The organism is Mycobacterium gordonae, assembly GCF_002101675.1.
Taxonomy (GTDB): Bacteria; Actinomycetota; Actinomycetes; order Mycobacteriales; family Mycobacteriaceae; genus Mycobacterium; species Mycobacterium gordonae.
On the sequence record NZ_LQOY01000253.1, the window covers coordinates 1 to 17,314 of the forward strand.

Annotated in this window: 14 protein-coding genes; 3 read left to right on the forward strand and 11 right to left on the reverse strand. The window is 67.7% G+C overall.

The window, feature by feature from the left end; all coding sequences use genetic code 11:
• Positions 1-1,865: PE family protein (locus tag AWC08_RS33430; RefSeq protein ID WP_142283962.1), on the reverse strand; the 1,865-nt coding region annotated here is incomplete at its 3' end.
• Positions 1,866-2,227: 362 nt separating this feature from the next.
• Between AWC08_RS33430 and AWC08_RS33435 the strand changes: the two genes are divergently transcribed.
• A complete protein-coding gene (locus AWC08_RS33435) occupies positions 2,228-4,597 on the forward strand; it encodes a PPE family protein (protein ID WP_069435341.1) in 2,370 nt (789 codons plus the stop codon).
• Between the two features lie 118 nt (positions 4,598-4,715).
• Here the strand turns inward: AWC08_RS33435 and AWC08_RS33440 are convergent, their stop codons facing one another.
• The 6 genes from AWC08_RS33440 to AWC08_RS36920 all read right to left on the reverse strand — a co-directional run bounded on the left by AWC08_RS33440 (position 4,716) and on the right by AWC08_RS36920 (position 9,685).
• Positions 4,716-5,798 (reverse strand): restriction endonuclease subunit S, encoded by a 1,083-nt coding sequence (locus AWC08_RS33440; protein ID WP_232008132.1) that lies wholly within the window; start codon positions 5,796-5,798, stop codon positions 4,716-4,718.
• On the reverse strand, positions 5,795-7,066 hold the full coding sequence (locus tag AWC08_RS33445) for a winged helix-turn-helix domain-containing protein (RefSeq protein ID WP_065131744.1): 1,272 nt from the start codon (positions 7,064-7,066) through the stop codon (positions 5,795-5,797). The genes AWC08_RS33440 and AWC08_RS33445 overlap by 4 nt, the downstream gene beginning before the upstream one ends.
• A gap of 9 nt (positions 7,067-7,075) precedes the next feature.
• Complete coding sequence (locus AWC08_RS33450) at positions 7,076-7,816, reverse strand: coiled-coil domain-containing protein (protein WP_065131743.1); 741 nt, start codon at positions 7,814-7,816, stop codon at positions 7,076-7,078.
• Between the two features lie 93 nt (positions 7,817-7,909).
• Complete coding sequence (locus AWC08_RS33455) at positions 7,910-8,401, reverse strand: dihydrofolate reductase (protein WP_065131742.1); 492 nt, start codon at positions 8,399-8,401, stop codon at positions 7,910-7,912.
• Complete coding sequence (locus AWC08_RS33460) at positions 8,398-9,198, reverse strand: thymidylate synthase (RefSeq protein WP_065131741.1); 801 nt, start codon at positions 9,196-9,198, stop codon at positions 8,398-8,400. Before AWC08_RS33460 ends, AWC08_RS33455 begins: the two co-directional genes overlap by 4 nt.
• Before the next feature lie 235 nt (positions 9,199-9,433).
• Entirely contained in the window at positions 9,434-9,685 is a 252-nt protein-coding gene (locus AWC08_RS36920; protein WP_065131739.1) for a hypothetical protein, read from the reverse strand.
• A 69-nt stretch (positions 9,686-9,754) separates the two neighbouring features.
• On the opposite strand from AWC08_RS36920, the gene AWC08_RS33465 reads away from it, so the two are divergent.
• The gene (locus tag AWC08_RS33465) at positions 9,755-10,492 is read left to right on the forward strand and encodes a dienelactone hydrolase family protein (RefSeq protein ID WP_065131738.1); all 738 of its coding nucleotides are present in this window, start codon (positions 9,755-9,757) and stop codon (positions 10,490-10,492) included.
• An 80-nt stretch (positions 10,493-10,572) separates the two neighbouring features.
• Here the strand turns inward: AWC08_RS33465 and AWC08_RS33470 are convergent, their stop codons facing one another.
• Genes AWC08_RS33470 through AWC08_RS33480 form a run of 3 tightly spaced genes read right to left on the reverse strand, consistent with a single transcriptional unit; the run spans position 10,573 to position 13,615 of the window.
• Positions 10,573-11,679, reverse strand: coding sequence for an acyl-CoA dehydrogenase family protein (locus AWC08_RS33470; protein WP_065131737.1), 1,107 nt, complete (start codon positions 11,677-11,679; stop codon positions 10,573-10,575).
• Positions 11,658-12,842 carry an acyl-CoA dehydrogenase family protein gene (locus AWC08_RS33475; RefSeq protein WP_069435436.1) on the reverse strand — a complete coding sequence of 395 codons (1,185 nt, stop codon included), beginning with the start codon at positions 12,840-12,842 and terminating at the stop codon, positions 11,658-11,660. The genes AWC08_RS33470 and AWC08_RS33475 overlap by 22 nt, the downstream gene beginning before the upstream one ends.
• Positions 12,842-13,615, reverse strand: coding sequence for an SDR family oxidoreductase (locus AWC08_RS33480; RefSeq protein WP_065131735.1), 774 nt, complete (start codon positions 13,613-13,615; stop codon positions 12,842-12,844). The genes AWC08_RS33475 and AWC08_RS33480 overlap by 1 nt, the downstream gene beginning before the upstream one ends.
• Positions 13,616-13,696: 81 nt before the next feature.
• On the opposite strand from AWC08_RS33480, the gene AWC08_RS33485 reads away from it, so the two are divergent.
• Complete coding sequence (locus AWC08_RS33485) at positions 13,697-14,044, forward strand: PE-PGRS family protein (protein WP_065131734.1); 348 nt, start codon at positions 13,697-13,699, stop codon at positions 14,042-14,044.
• Between the two features lie 22 nt (positions 14,045-14,066).
• Here AWC08_RS33485 and AWC08_RS33490 read toward each other — a convergent pair whose 3' ends face one another.
• A complete protein-coding gene (locus AWC08_RS33490; protein ID WP_069435437.1) occupies positions 14,067-17,306 on the reverse strand; it encodes an acetyl-CoA carboxylase family protein in 3,240 nt (1,079 codons plus the stop codon).
• Positions 17,307-17,314 lie beyond the last annotated feature (8 nt).

A 17,314-nucleotide genomic window follows, 5' to 3' on the forward strand; every position in this document is an offset into this window, starting at 1 on the left:
CCACCGGTCCCGCCGGTGCCGCCCTGCCCGCCGACGCCGCCCTGGCCCCCGTCACCGCCGCCCACGCCGCCGATACCCGCACCGCCGACGCCACCGGTGCCGCCGGCGCCCCCTTTCCCGCCCTGGTCGCCCGTGGTGGGGGCCAGCGAGCTGGTGCCTGATGCGCCTTGCCCGCCTTGTCCGCCCTGCCCGCCGACACCGCCCTGCCCGCCGATGCCGTTGCTGGCCCCCGCGCCGCCGGCGAGACCGGCCTGTCCCCCGGCGCCGCCCTGTCCGCCTTTGCCTCCGTCGCCGCTGCCGAGGAGGCCTGCGGCGTCAGCGCCACCTCCACCGGCACCACCAGCACCACCGGCACCACCGTTGCCGCCGCTACCGCCGAACCCGCCGCCGCTGCCGCCGGTACCACCGGCACCACCCTGATAGCCATTAACGCCCGCGAGCCCGGTGCCTGGCGCGGCATTGGGAGCGGCCGAGGCCGCGCCACCCTGTCCACCGGTTCCGCCGTTTCCGGCAAGGCCGGCGTTGCCCGCGTGACCACCGAAACCGCCCGCAATACCGGCGAGACCGGGCGCACCGCCGGTACCACCGGTACCACCGGCACCGCCGTTTCCGCCGCCGACCACGCCGGAACCGCCGTTCCCACCGGTCCCTCCGGTGCCGCCGTTACCGCCGTTACCGCCACTTCCGCCGAATCCACCGGGCAGAGCGGCCCCGCCGGCACCGCCCTGGCCGCCCTGGCCCCCGGTGACACCGATGCCTCCGGCTCCGCCCGTTCCGGCACCGGCGGAGGTGCCCTGGGTGCCGTTGCCTCCGTTACCACCGAGGCCGCCAGTGCCGCCGGTCCCCTCGCCTCCGGCCTGGCCGCCGGAGGTGAAGAACCCTCCAGCGCCCCCGGCACCGCCGTGGCCCGCCGCCCCACCGGTGCCGCCGGTACCGCCGGAGCCCGGGGTCGCACCGTCGCCGCCGACGCCACCGGTGCCGCCGACGCCACCGACCCCTCCGTGGCCGCCGGCCCCGCCGTGGCCGAGCAGCAATCCGGCGTGGCCGCCCGAACCGCCGGCGCCGCCGGCGCCACCGCTGAAGCCGATACCACCTTGCGTGTTGGCGGCGCCGTTCACGCCGACCCCGCCCTGGCCTCCCATGCCGCCGGCTCCACCGGCACCGCCGCTGGTGAACCATCCGCCGACGCCGCCGGCGCCGCCGGTCCCGCCGGCAAAACCGACGCCGGCCGGGTTATTGGCGCCCAGACCGCCACTACCACCGGTCCCACCGCGACCCCATAACAAACCGGCCGCACCACCGGCGCCGCCAGGTGCACCAGCCAGGCCGACACCGGGTCCACCGGCGCCACCGTTTCCGCCGATCCCTATCAGGCCCGCGTTCCCACCTGCTCCGCCAGCCTGACCCGCCGCACCAGCGGCGCCGTTACCGCCGTTGCCGATCAACAACCCGCCGGCCCCGCCGGCGCCGCCCGGTATGGTCGCGTTGGCGCCATCGCCGATCAGCGGGCGGCCCAGCAACGCCAAGGTGGGCGCGTTGACCACCGCAAGCACGCCTTCTTCCAATGCCTGTAGCGGTGCCACACTCGCCGCTTCCGCACCGAAATATGCGCCCCCCGCGCCGCTCAAGGTCCGCACAAAGTGGTCGCGGACCGACTCAGCCTGCGCGGCCAGTACCTGATACTCGTTCGCGTGCTGGCCGAACAACGCTGCCATAGCGATCGACACTTCGTCCTGGGCCGCCGCCATCACGCCCGTCATTGCAGGTGCCGCCGCGGCGGTGCCCGCGCTCAACGCCGCTCCGATACCGTCGAGGTCAGCCGCCGCCGCCGACAGCGTGTCCGGTGTGACAACTAGAAACGACATAGTTTCCCTCTCGCAGAGTGCGTGCCGTACGGATCGCTCAACGTGTCATTTGGAGCTCAAGGGCTGTGGGGTCTGCGGATGGTATCAGGCCGCATTTGTCACGTGTGCAATCTGTCGTCAGCAAGATTCTCAACGGCCGCAGCCGGATTCAGGTGAGACAAGACGCCTTGCCACAGGTGAGACGACGGCGGCACACCGACCGATTCGACCGCGAGCCGCCCCCGCGCCCGGACGAAAATGCTCGAATGCTTCAATTCGTCTCGAAATCTGCCGGGGTGCCATAGCGTCTGGCACCTCGCCAGCGATGTCCTTTCCCGGCGGAAGCGGCACAGGCCCGCGATGAACACCCAGGAGCTTGCGCGATGAACATCCAGATACTGGCGCCTGAGATCACCTCGATGCAGATGTTCAGCGGCATGGGGTCGGCACCGTTGTTGTCGGCCGCGGCGGGTTGGAACGACCTGGCCGGCGAATTGGGTTCGGCGGCATCATCATTCGAATCGGTGACCACCGAGCTGGTGGCCGGAGCCTGGCAGGGTGCGGCCGCTTCGGCGATGACGGCCGCGGCCGCGCCGTACCTCACGTGGCTGAGCGCGGCCCAGACACAAGCCGAGAGCGCGGCGACCCTGGCCCGGGCGGCGGCTACCGCCTTCGAGACAGCGCAGGCGGCGATCGTTCACCCACTGGCGATCGCCGCCAACCGCAACCAAGTGGTCGCACTCGTGATGTCGAACCTGTTCGGGTTCAACGCCCCCGCCATCGCCGCCGCCGAGTCCGAATACGAGTCGATGTGGGCTCAGGATATCGCCGCGATGGTGGGCTACCACGGTGAGGCTTCGGCAATCGCATCGGCGTTGGCGCCGTTCACCCAGCCGCTGGCCAACCTCGCCAGTGTGCCGGCTCAGGCGGCCGGTGCGTTGGCGGCCGCGGTGAGTCCCGCGCCGGTCGGGCCGCTACCGGCGTTCGCCGTCGCCCTGCCAGAGGTGACCATACCGCCGTTCACCATTCCCCGATTCCTGCTGCCGACGTTCGACATTCTCGGTTTGACGGTCGGAAACTTCACGTTGCCCGCGATCAACATCCCGCAGATTTCCACCGGCAACTTCACCATGCCACCGATATCCATTTCCGCTACCGCCAGTTCGTTGACGATTCCGTCGTTCACCTTTCCTGGGATCTCGATACCGGGGGTAACCCTGGGCGGATTCACCACCCCACAGCTGGCCACCGCGCCACTGGTGCTGCCTTCGCTGCAAATTCCCGCCAGCGGATTCTGGATTCCCTTCGGCGGCGCCAACATAGCCAGCAATCCGGCCCAGCTGACGAGCCATCTCCCGTCGCTGAACTACGCCAGCGTCGTGCTGTCCGGTGTGCCGAACCTGCTGGTCAATTCGGGAATTTTGGGCATCACAATCGATCTCGGAATTCCGTCCACCATCTACATCAACTGGGCGGTTCAGGTGTTGGGGCCCACCGCCACCCCCGGTCTCTACATCGGCGACTTCAATCTGAGCACCGGAAGTTTCACCTCGAGCACCGGATTCGTCCTACCGCCCATCGGTGTCTCCGGCTTCACCATCCCCGATATCTCGATCCCCGCGTGGCAGACTCCGGAGATCACCCTGACCAATCCGGGTCTGACCGTGGACATCGGGTCGATCGATGTGTCGGGATTCAGTGTCGGGCCGGTGACCATTCCCCCGATCGGCATCACCGACTTCCAGATACCCAGCATCGGTGTCGGCGGCATCGACGTCGGCGCGTTCACCACCCCCGGGCCGATCACCGGCACCGGTTCCCTGGACATCGGCCTACTCAACCTGATCCCCCGCATCGGGATCGACTGGACCAACCCGTTCGAGGGCCTGATCAACCCCGGCCCCGCCGGCCCCTACCTCGGCCCGCTGGAGACGCCGCAGCTCACCGTCTCCATCGACACGCCGGAGATCACCATCCCCCCGATCGGCGTCCCCCCGTTCAACCTCAACGCCTTATCCGTGCCACCGATCAGCGTGGCCCCGTTCAGCCTCGGTCAAATATCTGTACCCAACATCCAGATCAACGGTGTCAACATCGGAGCGGTCAGCATCCCGGAGGTCACCATCACTCCGCAACTGCCCAACATCTCGGTGGGCCAGTTCACCACTCCGACGATCACGACCGGCGCGTTCGCCCTACCCACCGTCAGCATCCCGACGATCACCACACCGGCGATATCGCTCTACAATCCGGCCAACCCGGTGAACACGTTCGGGCTGGACCTCAGCACCTGGGCATACATCGACCTGACCGGGTCGAAGATCACCATCGTTCCCAATCCCTTCAATACCCAGGTGCACATCGGAATACCCCCGCTTCAGATCCCGCCCATGACACTGGTCAATGGTGCCAACCCGCTGAACCCGCTCAGCTTCGTGTTCAACGGAAACCTGGGCGCATTGAGCTTGCCGCCCATCTCAATCGACGCTTTCAACCTCGCGCTGAACGGGCCGGCGGTGCAGCTGACCGATATCCTGACCAACCCCATCAATCTGGGCGCGATCACCCTGCCAGCACTGACCGTGCCACCCACCGCCGTGGGCGGGCTGGGTGGCTTCGACCTGCCGCAGCTGGACATCAGCGGCATCCAGATCGGCGGCTTCGGCACCCCGGGCCCCGTGGTCATCCCACCGATCACCCTCACGCAAACCATCCTGCCGAGTTTCACATTGGTCCCCGCCATTCCACTGTGAACTGTCGGCCACGACCTGTCAGAGCACAATCAGCCCTCAACAAGGGGCTGGGTCGACGGCGTCGGTCGATGGGACGAGCCCTTGTCGCTCAAGCAACCAGGAAGCGGGGCACCACATTTCACGGCGCCGTGACCGGCTCGCCCACCGCATGAGACGCGCCGCCGGATATCACCGCCGGTAGCAACGCGTCACGCACCGCCGCCAACTTCTCCGATTCCGACCGACGGCGCCCGCACTCCTCGCCCAGTGTCGCCATCGAGCGCGCGGACTCGGCGCTCAACCTGCGCACGTCTCGCACCGCAGCACCGAGCAACTCGTGCGGCCGGATCCGTTGGCGGCTGCCCGTCACTCCCTCGACCATCTGCTGCATCCTGGCCAGGACCCCCCGCTGTCGCAACGCTGCCCACAACACCGACGTGTGGACGCCGATCGGCCGCAGCACCACGAATTCGGTACTCGCTAAGGCGGTGTCGGCGGGAAGACACGCCACGTTCCAGATCCTCGGGATTCTCGGATTCAGCCGCGAGAACAATACGCACGGTTCGGTCAGCAGAAACTTGGCGCTCTTGATCATCAGGGCATCGACGAGTACGGGCCGCACACCGGCATCGAATGCAGGGAGGCTGTAATGGGCGACAGCCCCCCGGACGCCACGCGGATCAATAGATGTCGTCGACCGCTCGGCCAGATCCGACAGCGCTGTGTCGTGATCCACCTGCTCGACCAGCGCCGTCATCAGGGCTTCGGCGGCCGCGACGACGCGGGCGTTGGCGGCGATCTTGTCGTCGAATGCACCGAGCAGGTCGCCGATCGGTCGGCGCCGCGAGGCGGATGCGGCTTTGAACCGCACGCTTTGCAGGGTGCTCTGGCTGAGCGACGGTTGGCCGGATCCGGCGCGAAAACGATTGAGCCCGCAACTTTTCAGTGCGTAGAACCAATACCGGGTTTCGTCAGGGTTTTTGGCCCGCCCGATGAGTGCGTTGTCCGTTACCCATACGTCGCCGGCGCAGTAATGCACACTGCCGCAGTAAGAGCCGACCCGTCCGATCACAATGAGCGGCCCGCGGGCGTTGCGCTGCGTTGTGAAGCCGATAGGCCCGTTGGCGCCGTAAATGGGATGACATCCCTCCGTCGCTCGGATCGGCGGAGTGCTACCCGCGGCGAAGTCCACATGATCGCCCAGCTCCACCGTTTCAGTCACCAACCTGCCCGCCTGCCGATGCTGTGCAGTTCGTCGGCGAGGTCACCTCGCTTTGCGACGCTGACGCCACCCAACCCCAGCCATGACGCCATCTGCGACAGCTCGCCGGCCAGTGCCGCAGCAACCCTGGGTCGCGGCCGGTCGGGCTCTGCGAACGCGCCCACCACCTGCAGCGTGTCGGCAGCCCGATCGGCCTTCAGATCCACCCGGGCCACCAATTCGCCGTCCAGCAGAAACGGCCATACGTAGTAGCCGTACTGCCTTTTGGCGGCGGGAGTGTAGATCTCGATGCGGTAGTGGAAATCAAAGATCCGCTCCACCCGCGGCCGGAAGAAGATCAGCGGGTCGAAAGGGCAGAGCAGCGCCGTGCCGCGGTTCAGGCGCGGTACGGTCTGCCCGGCCCGCAGATAGGCCGGGGCCGACCAGCCGTCGACCTCGACGCGTTCGATCTCGCCGGCCGAAACCAGTTCGGCGATAGCCGGTTTCACCTGCTGCGCCGACAACCGGAAGTAGTCGCGGATGTCAGGCTCGGTGCCGACGCCCAGCGCGGTAGCGGCGCGTAGCGTCAACTCCCGGATCGCTTCGTCGTCACCGACTTCCCGCGCCAGCACCTCGGCGGGCAGCACCCTTTCCACCAGGTCATAGTGCCTCGCGAAGCCCACCCGGGTGGCGGTGGTGAGCACGCCGGAGGCGAACAGCGCCTCGCACACCCACTTGGTGTCGCTACGGTTCCACCAGGCGCCCTTGGCTCTTTGGGGTGCGGCCTCCAGGTGCGCCTCGATCTGCCCGGCGGTGCTTGCTCCGAGTTCGCCGACGGCGGCCACGATATCGTCGGCCAGTTGCGGGTTGGCCTTGACGATGTGGGTCCCCCAGCGGCCGTGCCGGTACTGGCGCATCCGCCAGCGCAGCAACGGCCAGTCGTCGATGGCGATCAGCGCGGCTTCGTGCACCCAGTACTCGGCCAGCAGGCGCGCTTTGGTCGGACCCCAAGCGGCTCGGTCCAGGATGTCGCGGTCGTAGGGCCCCAGCCGGCTGAACACCGGGGCGTAATGTGCGCGGACGGCAACCGATACGGAGTCCAGTTGCAGCACCTGGATGCGCGATATCAGCCGCCGCAGGTGCGCGCGGGTGACGCCGGTACCGGGTCGGGGGTCGCTAAATCCTTGCGCCGCAACGGCGATCCGCCGGGCCTGCGCGGCGGTCAACCTGGCGTTGCGGACGACCGGCACGGCGCCGAGAATACCGGCCCGTGCGGTCAGGCGCGGCATCGGCGCGGGTCAGCCGGCGCTGACTCTGCGGTCCGACGGCCCCGAACCGTTGGTTGCTGCGCCCGCCGCGTTCTTCAGCTCTTCGTATGCCGATTGCAGCGCCGCCGGCACCGGTTCGAGGTCACGGTAGACGGCCACCAGTTGTTCGAGCACGTTGATGCGTTGCTGGGTCGCCTCCTCGACCGCACGACGAGCCTGGTCGCGATAGTGGTCGGCTTCCTGCCGCGCATCGGCGAGGAGCTGGTCACGCTCCTGCTGCGCCTCTCGCCAGGCCTCGTCAATACGTGCCTGGCTGTCCGCGCGCATGTTGGACAGCTCGGACTCCTGCTTGGCCTTTGTTTCCTCGTACTCAGCCTGCAGGGCTTTCAGCTGTTCGGCCATCTCCGCGAGCTGCTCTTTGGACTTCTGCTGGTCCGCCTCGATATCGGCCTCGGCCGACGCGATCAGCGCCTCCGCCTCCGCGCGCGACTCGGCCTGCATTTGGGACACCTCGTCGACCGCACGTCTGAGCATCTTCGCCATCCGCTGCTGCATCGCGTGCGGCGACGGTGAGGTGTCGGTGAGTAGGGCCACCTCCTTGCGCAGCGCGGCCACTTCGTCGCCCGAGTTCTGCAGGCGTGCCCGCAGGCTCTCGACGTCGTCGCGCAGCAACCGCTGCTTGGTGGTCAACACCTCGATGTGCGCATCCACCGCGGCTTGGTCGTAGCCCAGGAACTTGCGCGAAAACGTCTTCACGGGTTCGGTTACCACTGTCAATTCCCCCTTCTGAACATGCTTGATACCCGGTGAGACCGCCCCCAAGCCGAGTATGTCGGGTCAAATGGAAAGCGGTTCGGCGACCGCTCAAGCGCGAACGTAGCTGTGAAACCGGTAACGCAGTCCCGCACGGCTGACCTGCCACTCCCCCGTTTCACCATGCCACGTCTCGTCGAGCACCGGCGCCAGCGCGTCCTCGTCGTCGCGCGGCAGGTCGATATCGACTTCGGTAACCTCGCACCTGCTGGCCTGCGGTAATGCCAGAGCATAGATCTGGCCGCCCCCGATGACCCAGGTCTGCGGCCGGTCCAGAGCTTTTTCCAGCGAGTCGAGCACCTCAGCGCCCTCAGCGGTGAATCCGCTCTGGCTCAGCACCACGTTTCGCCGGCCGGGCAACGGCCGGAAATTTTCCGGAAGCGACTCCCAGGTCCGGCGGCCCATCACCACGGTGTGCCCCATGGTGATCTTCTTGAAGTGGGCCAGATCCTCCGGCACCCGCCACGGTATGTCCCCGCCGCGCCCGATCACGCCAGAAGTCGACTGAGCCCATACCAGGCCCACGTCGTTTCTCCGTGTCATACGGCTACGGGAGCCTTGATCGCCGGATGCGGGTCGTAGTTTTCCACGACGACGTCTTCGTACCGATAGTCGAAGATCGAATCCCTTTGTGCTAGATGCAATTTGGGATACGGGCGCGGATCCCGGGTGAGTTGCAGTTCCACCTGGTCGACGTGGTTGTCATAGATGTGGCAGTCGCCGCCGGTCCAGACGAACTCGCCGACATCCAGCCCGGCCTGGGCGGCCATCATGTGGGTGAGCAACGCGTAACTGGCGATGTTGAACGGAACCCCGAGGAATAGGTCGGCGCTGCGCTGATACAGCTGGCAGCTCAGCCGGCCGCCGGCGACGTAGAACTGGAAGAAGGCGTGGCACGGGGGCAACGCCATCTGAGGGATCTCGCCGACGTTCCAGGCCGAGACGATGATGCGCCGCGAGTCCGGGTCGGTACGCAGCAAATGCAACGCAGCGCTGATCTGGTCGATGTGCTCACCGGTCGGGGTGGGCCAGGATCGCCACTGCACGCCGTATACCGGCCCGAGGTCCCCAGTGTCACTTGCCCATTCGTCCCAGATGGTGACGCCGTGCTCCTGCAGCCAGCTGACGTTGGAATCGCCGCGCAAGAACCACAGCAATTCGTAGACCACGGACTTCAGGTGCACTTTCTTGGTGGTGAGCAGCGGAAAACCGGCCGACAGGTCGTAGCGGATCTGCCGGCCGAACAGGCTGCGGGTGCCGGTGCCGGTGCGGTCGGATTTGGCTGTGCCCGTTTCGAGCACCTGACGCAGAAGGTCTTCGTACGGCGTCGCAATCGGCACGGGGGTAGCTTAGCGCGATCGCAAGCCCGGCGAAGCCGGGCGCAGCGGGTCGCGCCATCAGACCAGCGCGATCGCACGCCCGGCCGTGGCGATCGCAAGCGCGGCCGCGTCGATCGCAAGCGCGGCCGTGGCGATCGCAAGCGCGGCGCAGCCGGGCGCGGCGGGTCGCCACCATGGTGCAGCCGGGCGCAGCGGGTCGCCACCATGAGGCAGCCGGGCGCAGCGGGTCGCGCCATCAGACCAGCGCGATCGCAAGCCCGGCCGTGGCGATCGAAAGCGCGGCCGTGTCGATCGCGAGCGCGGCCGTGTCGATCGCAAGCGCGGCCGTGGCGATCGCAAGCGCGGCCGTGGCGATCGCAAGCGCGGCGCAGCCGGGCGCAGCGGGTCGCCACCATGAGGCAGCCGGGCGCGGCGGGTCGCCACCATGGTGCAGCCGAGCGAAGCGGGTCGCCACCATGAGGCAGCCGGGCGCGGCGGGTCGCGCCATCACACCCCGGGGTGAGTTGCCCCGACGCCGATGGACTCGCTGCGCAGGCTGCGGAGTAAAACAGGGAATATGCCGAAGATCACTGACGCCGTCACCACCCCCGACGGCACGTGCCCAGTCAGTTTGTTCACCCCCGACGGCACCGGCCCATGGCCGGGCGTGGTGATGTTTCCTGACGCCGGCGGCGTTCGGGACACCTTCGACCAGATGGCGGCCAAGCTAGCGGGGCTCGGTTACGCCGTGCTGCTTCCCGACGTGTACTACCGCGAGGGCGACTGGGCCCCGTTCGATATGGCCAGTGCGTTCAGCGACCCGAAGGAACGCGCCCGCATCATGTTCATGCTCGGCACCGTGACGCCGGACCGGATCACCCGCGACGCCACTGCGCTGTTCGACTATCTGGCCGGTCGCCCCGAGGTGCGCGGTGAGCGCTTCGGCGTATGCGGCTATTGCATGGGCGGACGGATCTCGGTGCTCCTGGCGGGCCGCCTTCCGGAGCGGGTCGCCGCGGCGGCGTCCTTCCATGGCGGTGGCCTGGTGGCCGACAACGAGCACAGCCCACACTTGTTAGCTGACAAGATGAAGGCCCTGGTGTATGTGGGTGGCGCCGAGAACGATCCGTCGTTCACCTCCGATCAAGCCGAGCAGCTCGAAAAGGCCCTGACCGCTGCGGGCGTCCGGCACACCATCGAGTGGTACCAGGCCGGACACGGGTTCGCCGTCCCGGACAACCCGCCGTACGATGCTGCCGCCGACGAGCGGCACTGGGCCGCCATGGCAGAGACCTTCGCCGAGGCGCTCGCGTAGGCCCGCCGAGCAGACGCAAAAGCACCCAAAATTGCCAATTTTGGGGCGCTTTTGCGTCTGCTCGCGCCGACAAAAGCACGCTACGACGTGAGATTCAGCAGTTCGCCGAGCCGGGAGCGGTGCCGATAGGCGGTGCCGAACGCCAGCTGGTCACTCTTGGCGCGCTTGAGGAACAGGTGCGCCGGATACTCCCACGTCATTCCGATGCCGCCGTGCAATTGGACGCACTCTTCGGCGGCATGCACCGCCGCGCCGCTGCAGTAGGCCTGCGCGAGCGACGCCGCGACCGCCGCATCGTCATCACCGCGGGCGCCGGTGTCCGCGGCATAGCGCGCCGCCGACGTCGCCGAGCTGACCTCGAACCACAGGTCGGACAGCCGATGTTTGATCGCCTGATAAGAGCCAATCGCCCGGCCGAACTGCTTGCGCTCCTTGACATACGCCAGGGTGGTGTCGAAACACCACTGCGCCACCCCCAGTTGTTCGGAGGCCAGTAACGCCGCGCCAGTGTGCAGCGCCGCGGCAACAGCCTCCGCTCCGGCACCGACCACCGTCGACGCGGCACCCGAAAACTGCACGTCCGCAAGAGGTCTCGTCATATCCAAGGCCAGCTTCGGCGACACTTGCACGCCGGCGGCGTCGCGCGAAACCGTATGCAACTCAAGCCCGCTGGAGCCCGCGACGGGCACCACCAGCACGTCGGCCTCGGCGGCGCCCGCCACGCTGGTCACCTGCCCGCTCAGGCCGTCGGCACCTACGGCCACCCCGGCGATGGCATCCCAGGGCGCGGTCGACAGCGGCACCACCAACGCCGCGGTGCTCGCGCCGGAGGCCAAGGCCGGCACCGTCTCGGTGTCACCGGCACGCAGCAGGGCGACGGTGGCGAGCACGGCACTGGACAGGAACGGCACCGGCGCAACGGCCCGCCCGATCTCCTCCAGCACGACAGCGGCCTCGCGGGCGCCCGCGCCCGCTCCACCGAGTGACTCCGGCACCAGCAGACCCGCGACGCCCAGTTCCGCGGCCAGAGTGCGCCAAAGCCCGGAAAAGCCTTGTGGCGCTGCGTCATAGCACTTCGTCACCGAATCCAGTGGACACCGGTCAGCGAACAGCGTCCGGACACTGTCGCGCAGCGCATCCTCAGTATCGGAGTACAGCAGGTCACTCACCGGGGCAGGTCCTTCCATGCGACGGCCTTGTCCACCCGATGCTCGCCGGGCAGGCCCAGCACCCGTTCGGAGACGGTGTTGCGCAAAATTTCCGAGGTGCCCCCCTCGATCGAGTTGCCCCTGGCACGTAGGTAGCGGTAACCGGGCTCGCGGCCGATCAGGTCGACGGTTTCCGGCCGGCGCATCGTCCAGTCGTCGTAGCCGAGTCCCTGCTCACCGTGCAGCTCGATCTCGAATCCCGAAATCGCTTGCGCTATCCGGGCGAACGCGATCTTCATGCCCGCGCCCTCCGGTCCGGGCTGACCGCTCGCGGCCTGCTGGCGCAGCCGTTCACCGGTGAGACGCAGAACCTCCGCGTCGACCCACAGGCGCATCAACTCGTCGTGCATGGCCGGGTTGCGCAGTGCCGGATCGCTACGCCAGGCCTTGGCCACCTTGCCGATATGGCCGCTCTCGCGCGGAGTGCCGGCGCGTGAACCGATCGCCACCCGCTCGTTGTTCAGTGTGGTGGTCGCCACCCGCCATCCGCCGCCCTCGGGGCCGAGCCGGTTGGCGTCGGGCACCCGGACGTCGGTCAGGAATACCTCGTTGAACTCCGCTTCACCGGTGATCTGGCGCAATGGCCGCACCTCGACGCCCGGTTGCGTCATGTCGCACAAGAAGTAGGTCAGGCCGCCATGTTTGGGCACGTCGGGATTGGTGCGTGCCACCAGGATCGCCATCTGCGCGTGCTGGGCCTGCGACGTCCACACCTTCTGCCCGTTGACGATCCAGTCGTCTCCGTGGCGAACGGCGCGGGTGGCGGCGGCGGCCAGGTCTGATCCGGCGCCCGGCTCGCTGAACAACTGGCAGTAGATCTGTTCGCCAGTGAACAACGGGCGCAGGAACTTTCGTTTCTGCTCATCGGTTCCGAACGAAATGATCGTCGGCGCCGCCATGCCCATGCCGATGTAGTTCTTCACCGTGCCGCCCATGGGCGCACCTGCGGCAGCCAACTGCGCATCCACCCGCTGCTGCGCCGTGCGCGGCAAACCCAACCCCCCGAAACCGACGGGCAGGTGCACCCACGCCAGCCCCGCGTCGTACTGTGCGCCCAGGAACTCCCGCGGCTCGATGGCGGCCGGATCGTGCTCGTCCAGCAGCGCCTGGACCCGCGCGTCCAACTCGGCTTCGGTGGTCACTACGCGCCGCCGGACTGGAAGCCCTGCGCCGCTCCCAGCAGCAGGCCGCCATCGATCACCATCGTCTCGCCGGTGATCCAGCTCGCAGCATCGGAAACCAGAAACGCCACCGCCCCGGCGACATCGTCGGGCTCACCGATCCTGCCCAGTGCGATCGATGCCGCCAGGGGATCCTCTTGGCCCTTCCACAGCGCCTCGGCGAGCCGGGTGCGCACCACGCCGGGGGCGATCGCGTTGACCCGGATGCGGGGTGAGAGTTCCAGCGCCAGTTGCTTGGTGACGTGGATCAGCGCCGCCTTGGTGGCGTTGTACAGGCCCATGGCCGGGGACTGGTGCAGGCCACCGATCGAGGCGGTGTTGACGATAGCACCGCCGTGCTCGCCCATCCCCGACTTGACCACCAGCGATGTCCACAGCAGCGGTGCCCACAAGTTGACGTCGAAGATCTTGTTGAAACGGGCGTGGTCCTGGTCGATCAGCGGGCCGTAAGCCGGATTGGTGCCGGCATTGTTGATCAGAATGTCCACCCGCCCGAACCGCTCGAGGGTGAGGTCGACGCAACGCCGCGCGGCGTCCTCGTCGACCGCATGCGCGCCCACGCCCACCGCGCGGTCGCCTACCTGGGCCGCGGCCGCATCCGCGGCCTCCTGCTTACGTGCGGTCAACACCACGTTCGCGCCGGCATCCGAAAGCTTCTGTGAGATCGCCAATCCGATGCCGCGCGAGGCCCCGGTGACGATGGCGGTGCGGCCGGTCAAATCCAAAGAGCTCATGTGTATCCGCCTTCTGTCGCGAGACCCGCGAATTATTTTTCGTACCGGTTTGAAGATGAGCGCACGTGGTATGCGAATGGAATGTTAGCGAAACTCAATTTCCTCAAACCACTGGTGGTGGCCGGGGCTGTCGCTACAGCGATTACCGCGGCGCCAACGGCCGCGGCTGATGTCGTCGCGACCGGGCCGGGCACTACCAGCACCGCGATCACCCACTTCATCCCGCTTGACCCGGGCGGCGGCGGCTGCGACGCCAACGGCAATTGCGGCTCCGGTGGCACCGACCAGGGTCCTAACGGCGGTCCCGGCGGTCAAGGCTGCATTCCGGGCGTCGGATGCGGCAATGGTGGCCAATTCTGGGGGCCGGGCGGTGTTCCCGGCGGTGAGGGCTGTCTGCCCGGCGTCGGCTGCGGCTCCGGCCACGCCTGAGACAGGCCACGCCTGATACGGCTCAGACGTCCCGGAGCCTGGTGATCCAGGCCCGGGAGTCGGCCGGGTCTATCACGTCGTCGAGTTCGAAAGTGGTGCCGGCGCGCAGCGCCTTGCCGTGCTCATAGGCGGCCGCGACGAGCTTGTCGAACAGCGCCTGGCGCTGCGTCTCGTCCGGGGCTGCGGCCAGCTCCTTGCTGAAGCCAAGGCGCACAGCACCTTCCAGGCCCATACCACCGATTTCTCCGGTGGGCCAGGCGACGGTGAACTGCGGCGCGCGGAACGAGCCGCCGGCCATGGCCATCGCCCCCAGGCCATATCCCTTGCGCAGGATGATCATTCCGAACGGCACCGTCAGTTGCGCTCCCACGATGAACATCCGACCGAATCGGCGTACCGCGGCGTCCTGCTCCGCATCAGGTCCCACCATGAATCCGGGCGTATCGCACAGGGATATCACGGGCAGCCGAAACGCTTCGCACATTGTCAGAAAGTCCCCGACTTTGTCGGCAGCCTCTGCGTCGATCGCGCCGCCGAGGTGGTGGCTACTGTTAGCGATCAAGCCGTACGCCACACCTTCTACCCGGACCAGCGCGGTGACAACGCCGACGCCATAGTCGGGACGCAGTTCCAGCACCGAACCGACATCCACGATGCTCTCGACCGCCCGGTGCACGTCGTAGGCACGTAACCGATTCTGCGGCACCACATGCCGGGCCAAACGTGGATCGGGAGCCTGCCAATCGGCCACGGCGCCTTGGAAATAGGCCAGATACCGTTTGGCCAACGACACCGCGTGCGCCTCGTCGCGGGCCACCAGGTTCACTACGCCGTTACGACGCTGCACCTCGATCGGCCCGATCGCCTCCGGCGGATAGACGCCCAGTCCCCCGCCCTCGATCATCGCGGGGCCACCCATACCGATATTGGCGTCCGGCGTCGCGATGATCACGTCGCAGACACCGGCCAGGGCGGCGTTTCCCGCGAAGCACCGGCCGGAGACGATCGAAATGAGCGGGACTTGCCCGGACAGACCGGCGAGCATGCGGAAGGTCGGCACATCCAGGCCCGCCATGCCCCCGACGTCGGTGTCCCCCGGCCGCCCGCCGCCGCCCTCTGCGAAAAGCACTATGGGCAGCCGCTTTCGGGCGGCCAGTTCGAAGACCCGGTCGGTCTTGGCGTGGTTGCGCATGCCTTGCGTCCCGGCCAGCACGGTGTAGTCGTAGGACACCACGACCGCGGCCGCGGCCTGGGATCCGAAACGATCCGCGCCGATCGTCGCCAAGCCGGCGACCAAGCCGTCGGCCGGGGTGTTGGCGATCAGGTCTTCTTCGGAGCGCCTGCTGCGCTGAGCGGCGATCGCCAGGGCACCGTATTCGACGAAACTGTCGGGGTCGACGAGATCGGCGATGTTCTCCCGTGCGGTGCGGCGATCCCGCTTGTGCCGCTTGGCAACTGCGTCAGGCCGGCCTTCATCGAGGGTCATCCGGTGCCGTTGCACCACCTCCTCGAGATCCTCGCGCGGACGGTCAAGGTCGAGCGCGGCCGAGATGGATTCGCCATGTGCCCCCAACCCGCTGCGGGCGAACACCACCAGCGGATCCCCGGTCCCGACCACCTGGCCGGGGGCGACCAGGATGCGGACGGTGCGCAGCGCATCCGGCGCGGCCAGGACGTGCTGCATCTTCATCGCCTCCAGCACCACCACCTGCCCGCCGGCCGCGACCTCCGCGCCGTCGGACGCCACCTCCACCACCGTCCCGGCCAGTTGCGCGCGCAGCACCTCCTCGCCCGGATAGAGCTCGACGGCCATGACGGCCGGGTGCAGGCGCTGGTGGGTCATCGCCGCGGCGGCCAGCTGCGGAAGTTTGTCGTCGAGGAAGGCCGTGGACACCGCGCCATCCTGAAACTCACTGTCGGACAACAGCTCCCGCAGCACAGAAATATTTGTCGCGATCCCCTCGACATCGAACTCGCCCAGCGCCGTGCGCGCTTTGCGGATCGCAGCGGCGTATGACGTGCTGCGAACGTGGGTGATCACCTTGGCCAGCAGTGAATCGTATCTCGGGCTCGGCGCCAGGCCAGGTCGTCCGTAGGTGTCGACGCGCACTCCCGGACCGGTCGGTGGGGTGAAGGCGGTCAGGGTGCCGGTGCTGGGCAGCACCGAGCCGTCGGGTCCGAACGTCTCCATGTTGACCCGCGTCTGGATCGCGATGCCAGCCCGGGCGGCGGGCTCCCCGCGGACTTCGGTGCCATCCGAGACAATTCCGTCGGGCACCGGCAGTTCGTCATACGACGCACCATCGGCGATGGCCAGTTGAATGGCAACCAGGTCGACGCCGGTGACTTCCTCGGTGACGGTGTGCTCCACCTGGATCCGCGGATTGATCTCGAGGAAGACGAACGTCTCACCGCTGACCAGAAATTCGACGGTAGCCAGTCCGTTCAGCCGCACCTTGGCGCACAGCCGCGCCGCCGCCTGGTGCAACGCGCGCCGCAGATCATCGGAAAGGTGCTGGGCGGGCGCAATTTCCACCATCTTCTGGTACCGCCGCTGGATGCTGCAATCCCGGTCACCCAGTGCAAGGGCACGGGTGCGGCGTCCCGCGGGTGCGGCGATGACCTGTACCTCGATGTGCCGCGCGTCGCAGAGCAAGGCTTCGGCGAACAACGTCGGATTGCCGAAGCCGAGTTCCGCTTCCGCGGCACATTGGCGGTACGCCTCATCGATCTGGTCGGCGCGCTCGACTTTGCGCATGCCACGCCCACCGCCCCCGGCCAACGCCTTGAGCATGATGGCGCCGTCTTGGCCGGCGAAAAACGCGCGTACTTCCTCGACACTGCTCGGCCCGTCGGTGGCGGCCAGCACCGGCACACCGGCGGCGACCGCCGCTGCGCGGGCCGAAGACTTATTGCCGACCAGCTCGAGGACTTCGGCGGGCGGGCCCACGAACACATAGCCGGCGCCGGTGCATGCCCGGGCGAATTCGGGGTTTTCGCTGAGGAACCCGTAGCCGGGGTGAATCATCGTCGCGCTTGCCGTCTTGGCGGCGGCCAGAATGGCCGCCTGGTCGAGATAGGCGGCGACGCCGTTGCCGGACAAGGCAATTGCTTCGTCGGCGGCATGCACGTGCGGGCTCTCGGCGTCGTCCTCGGCGTAGACGGCAACGGTCCGCGAGCCGAGATCGGTTGCGGTGCGGATGATGCGGAGAGCGATTTCGCCCCGATTGGCGATCAACACATCGCGCGGTGGTGGCCGCATAGGGCACA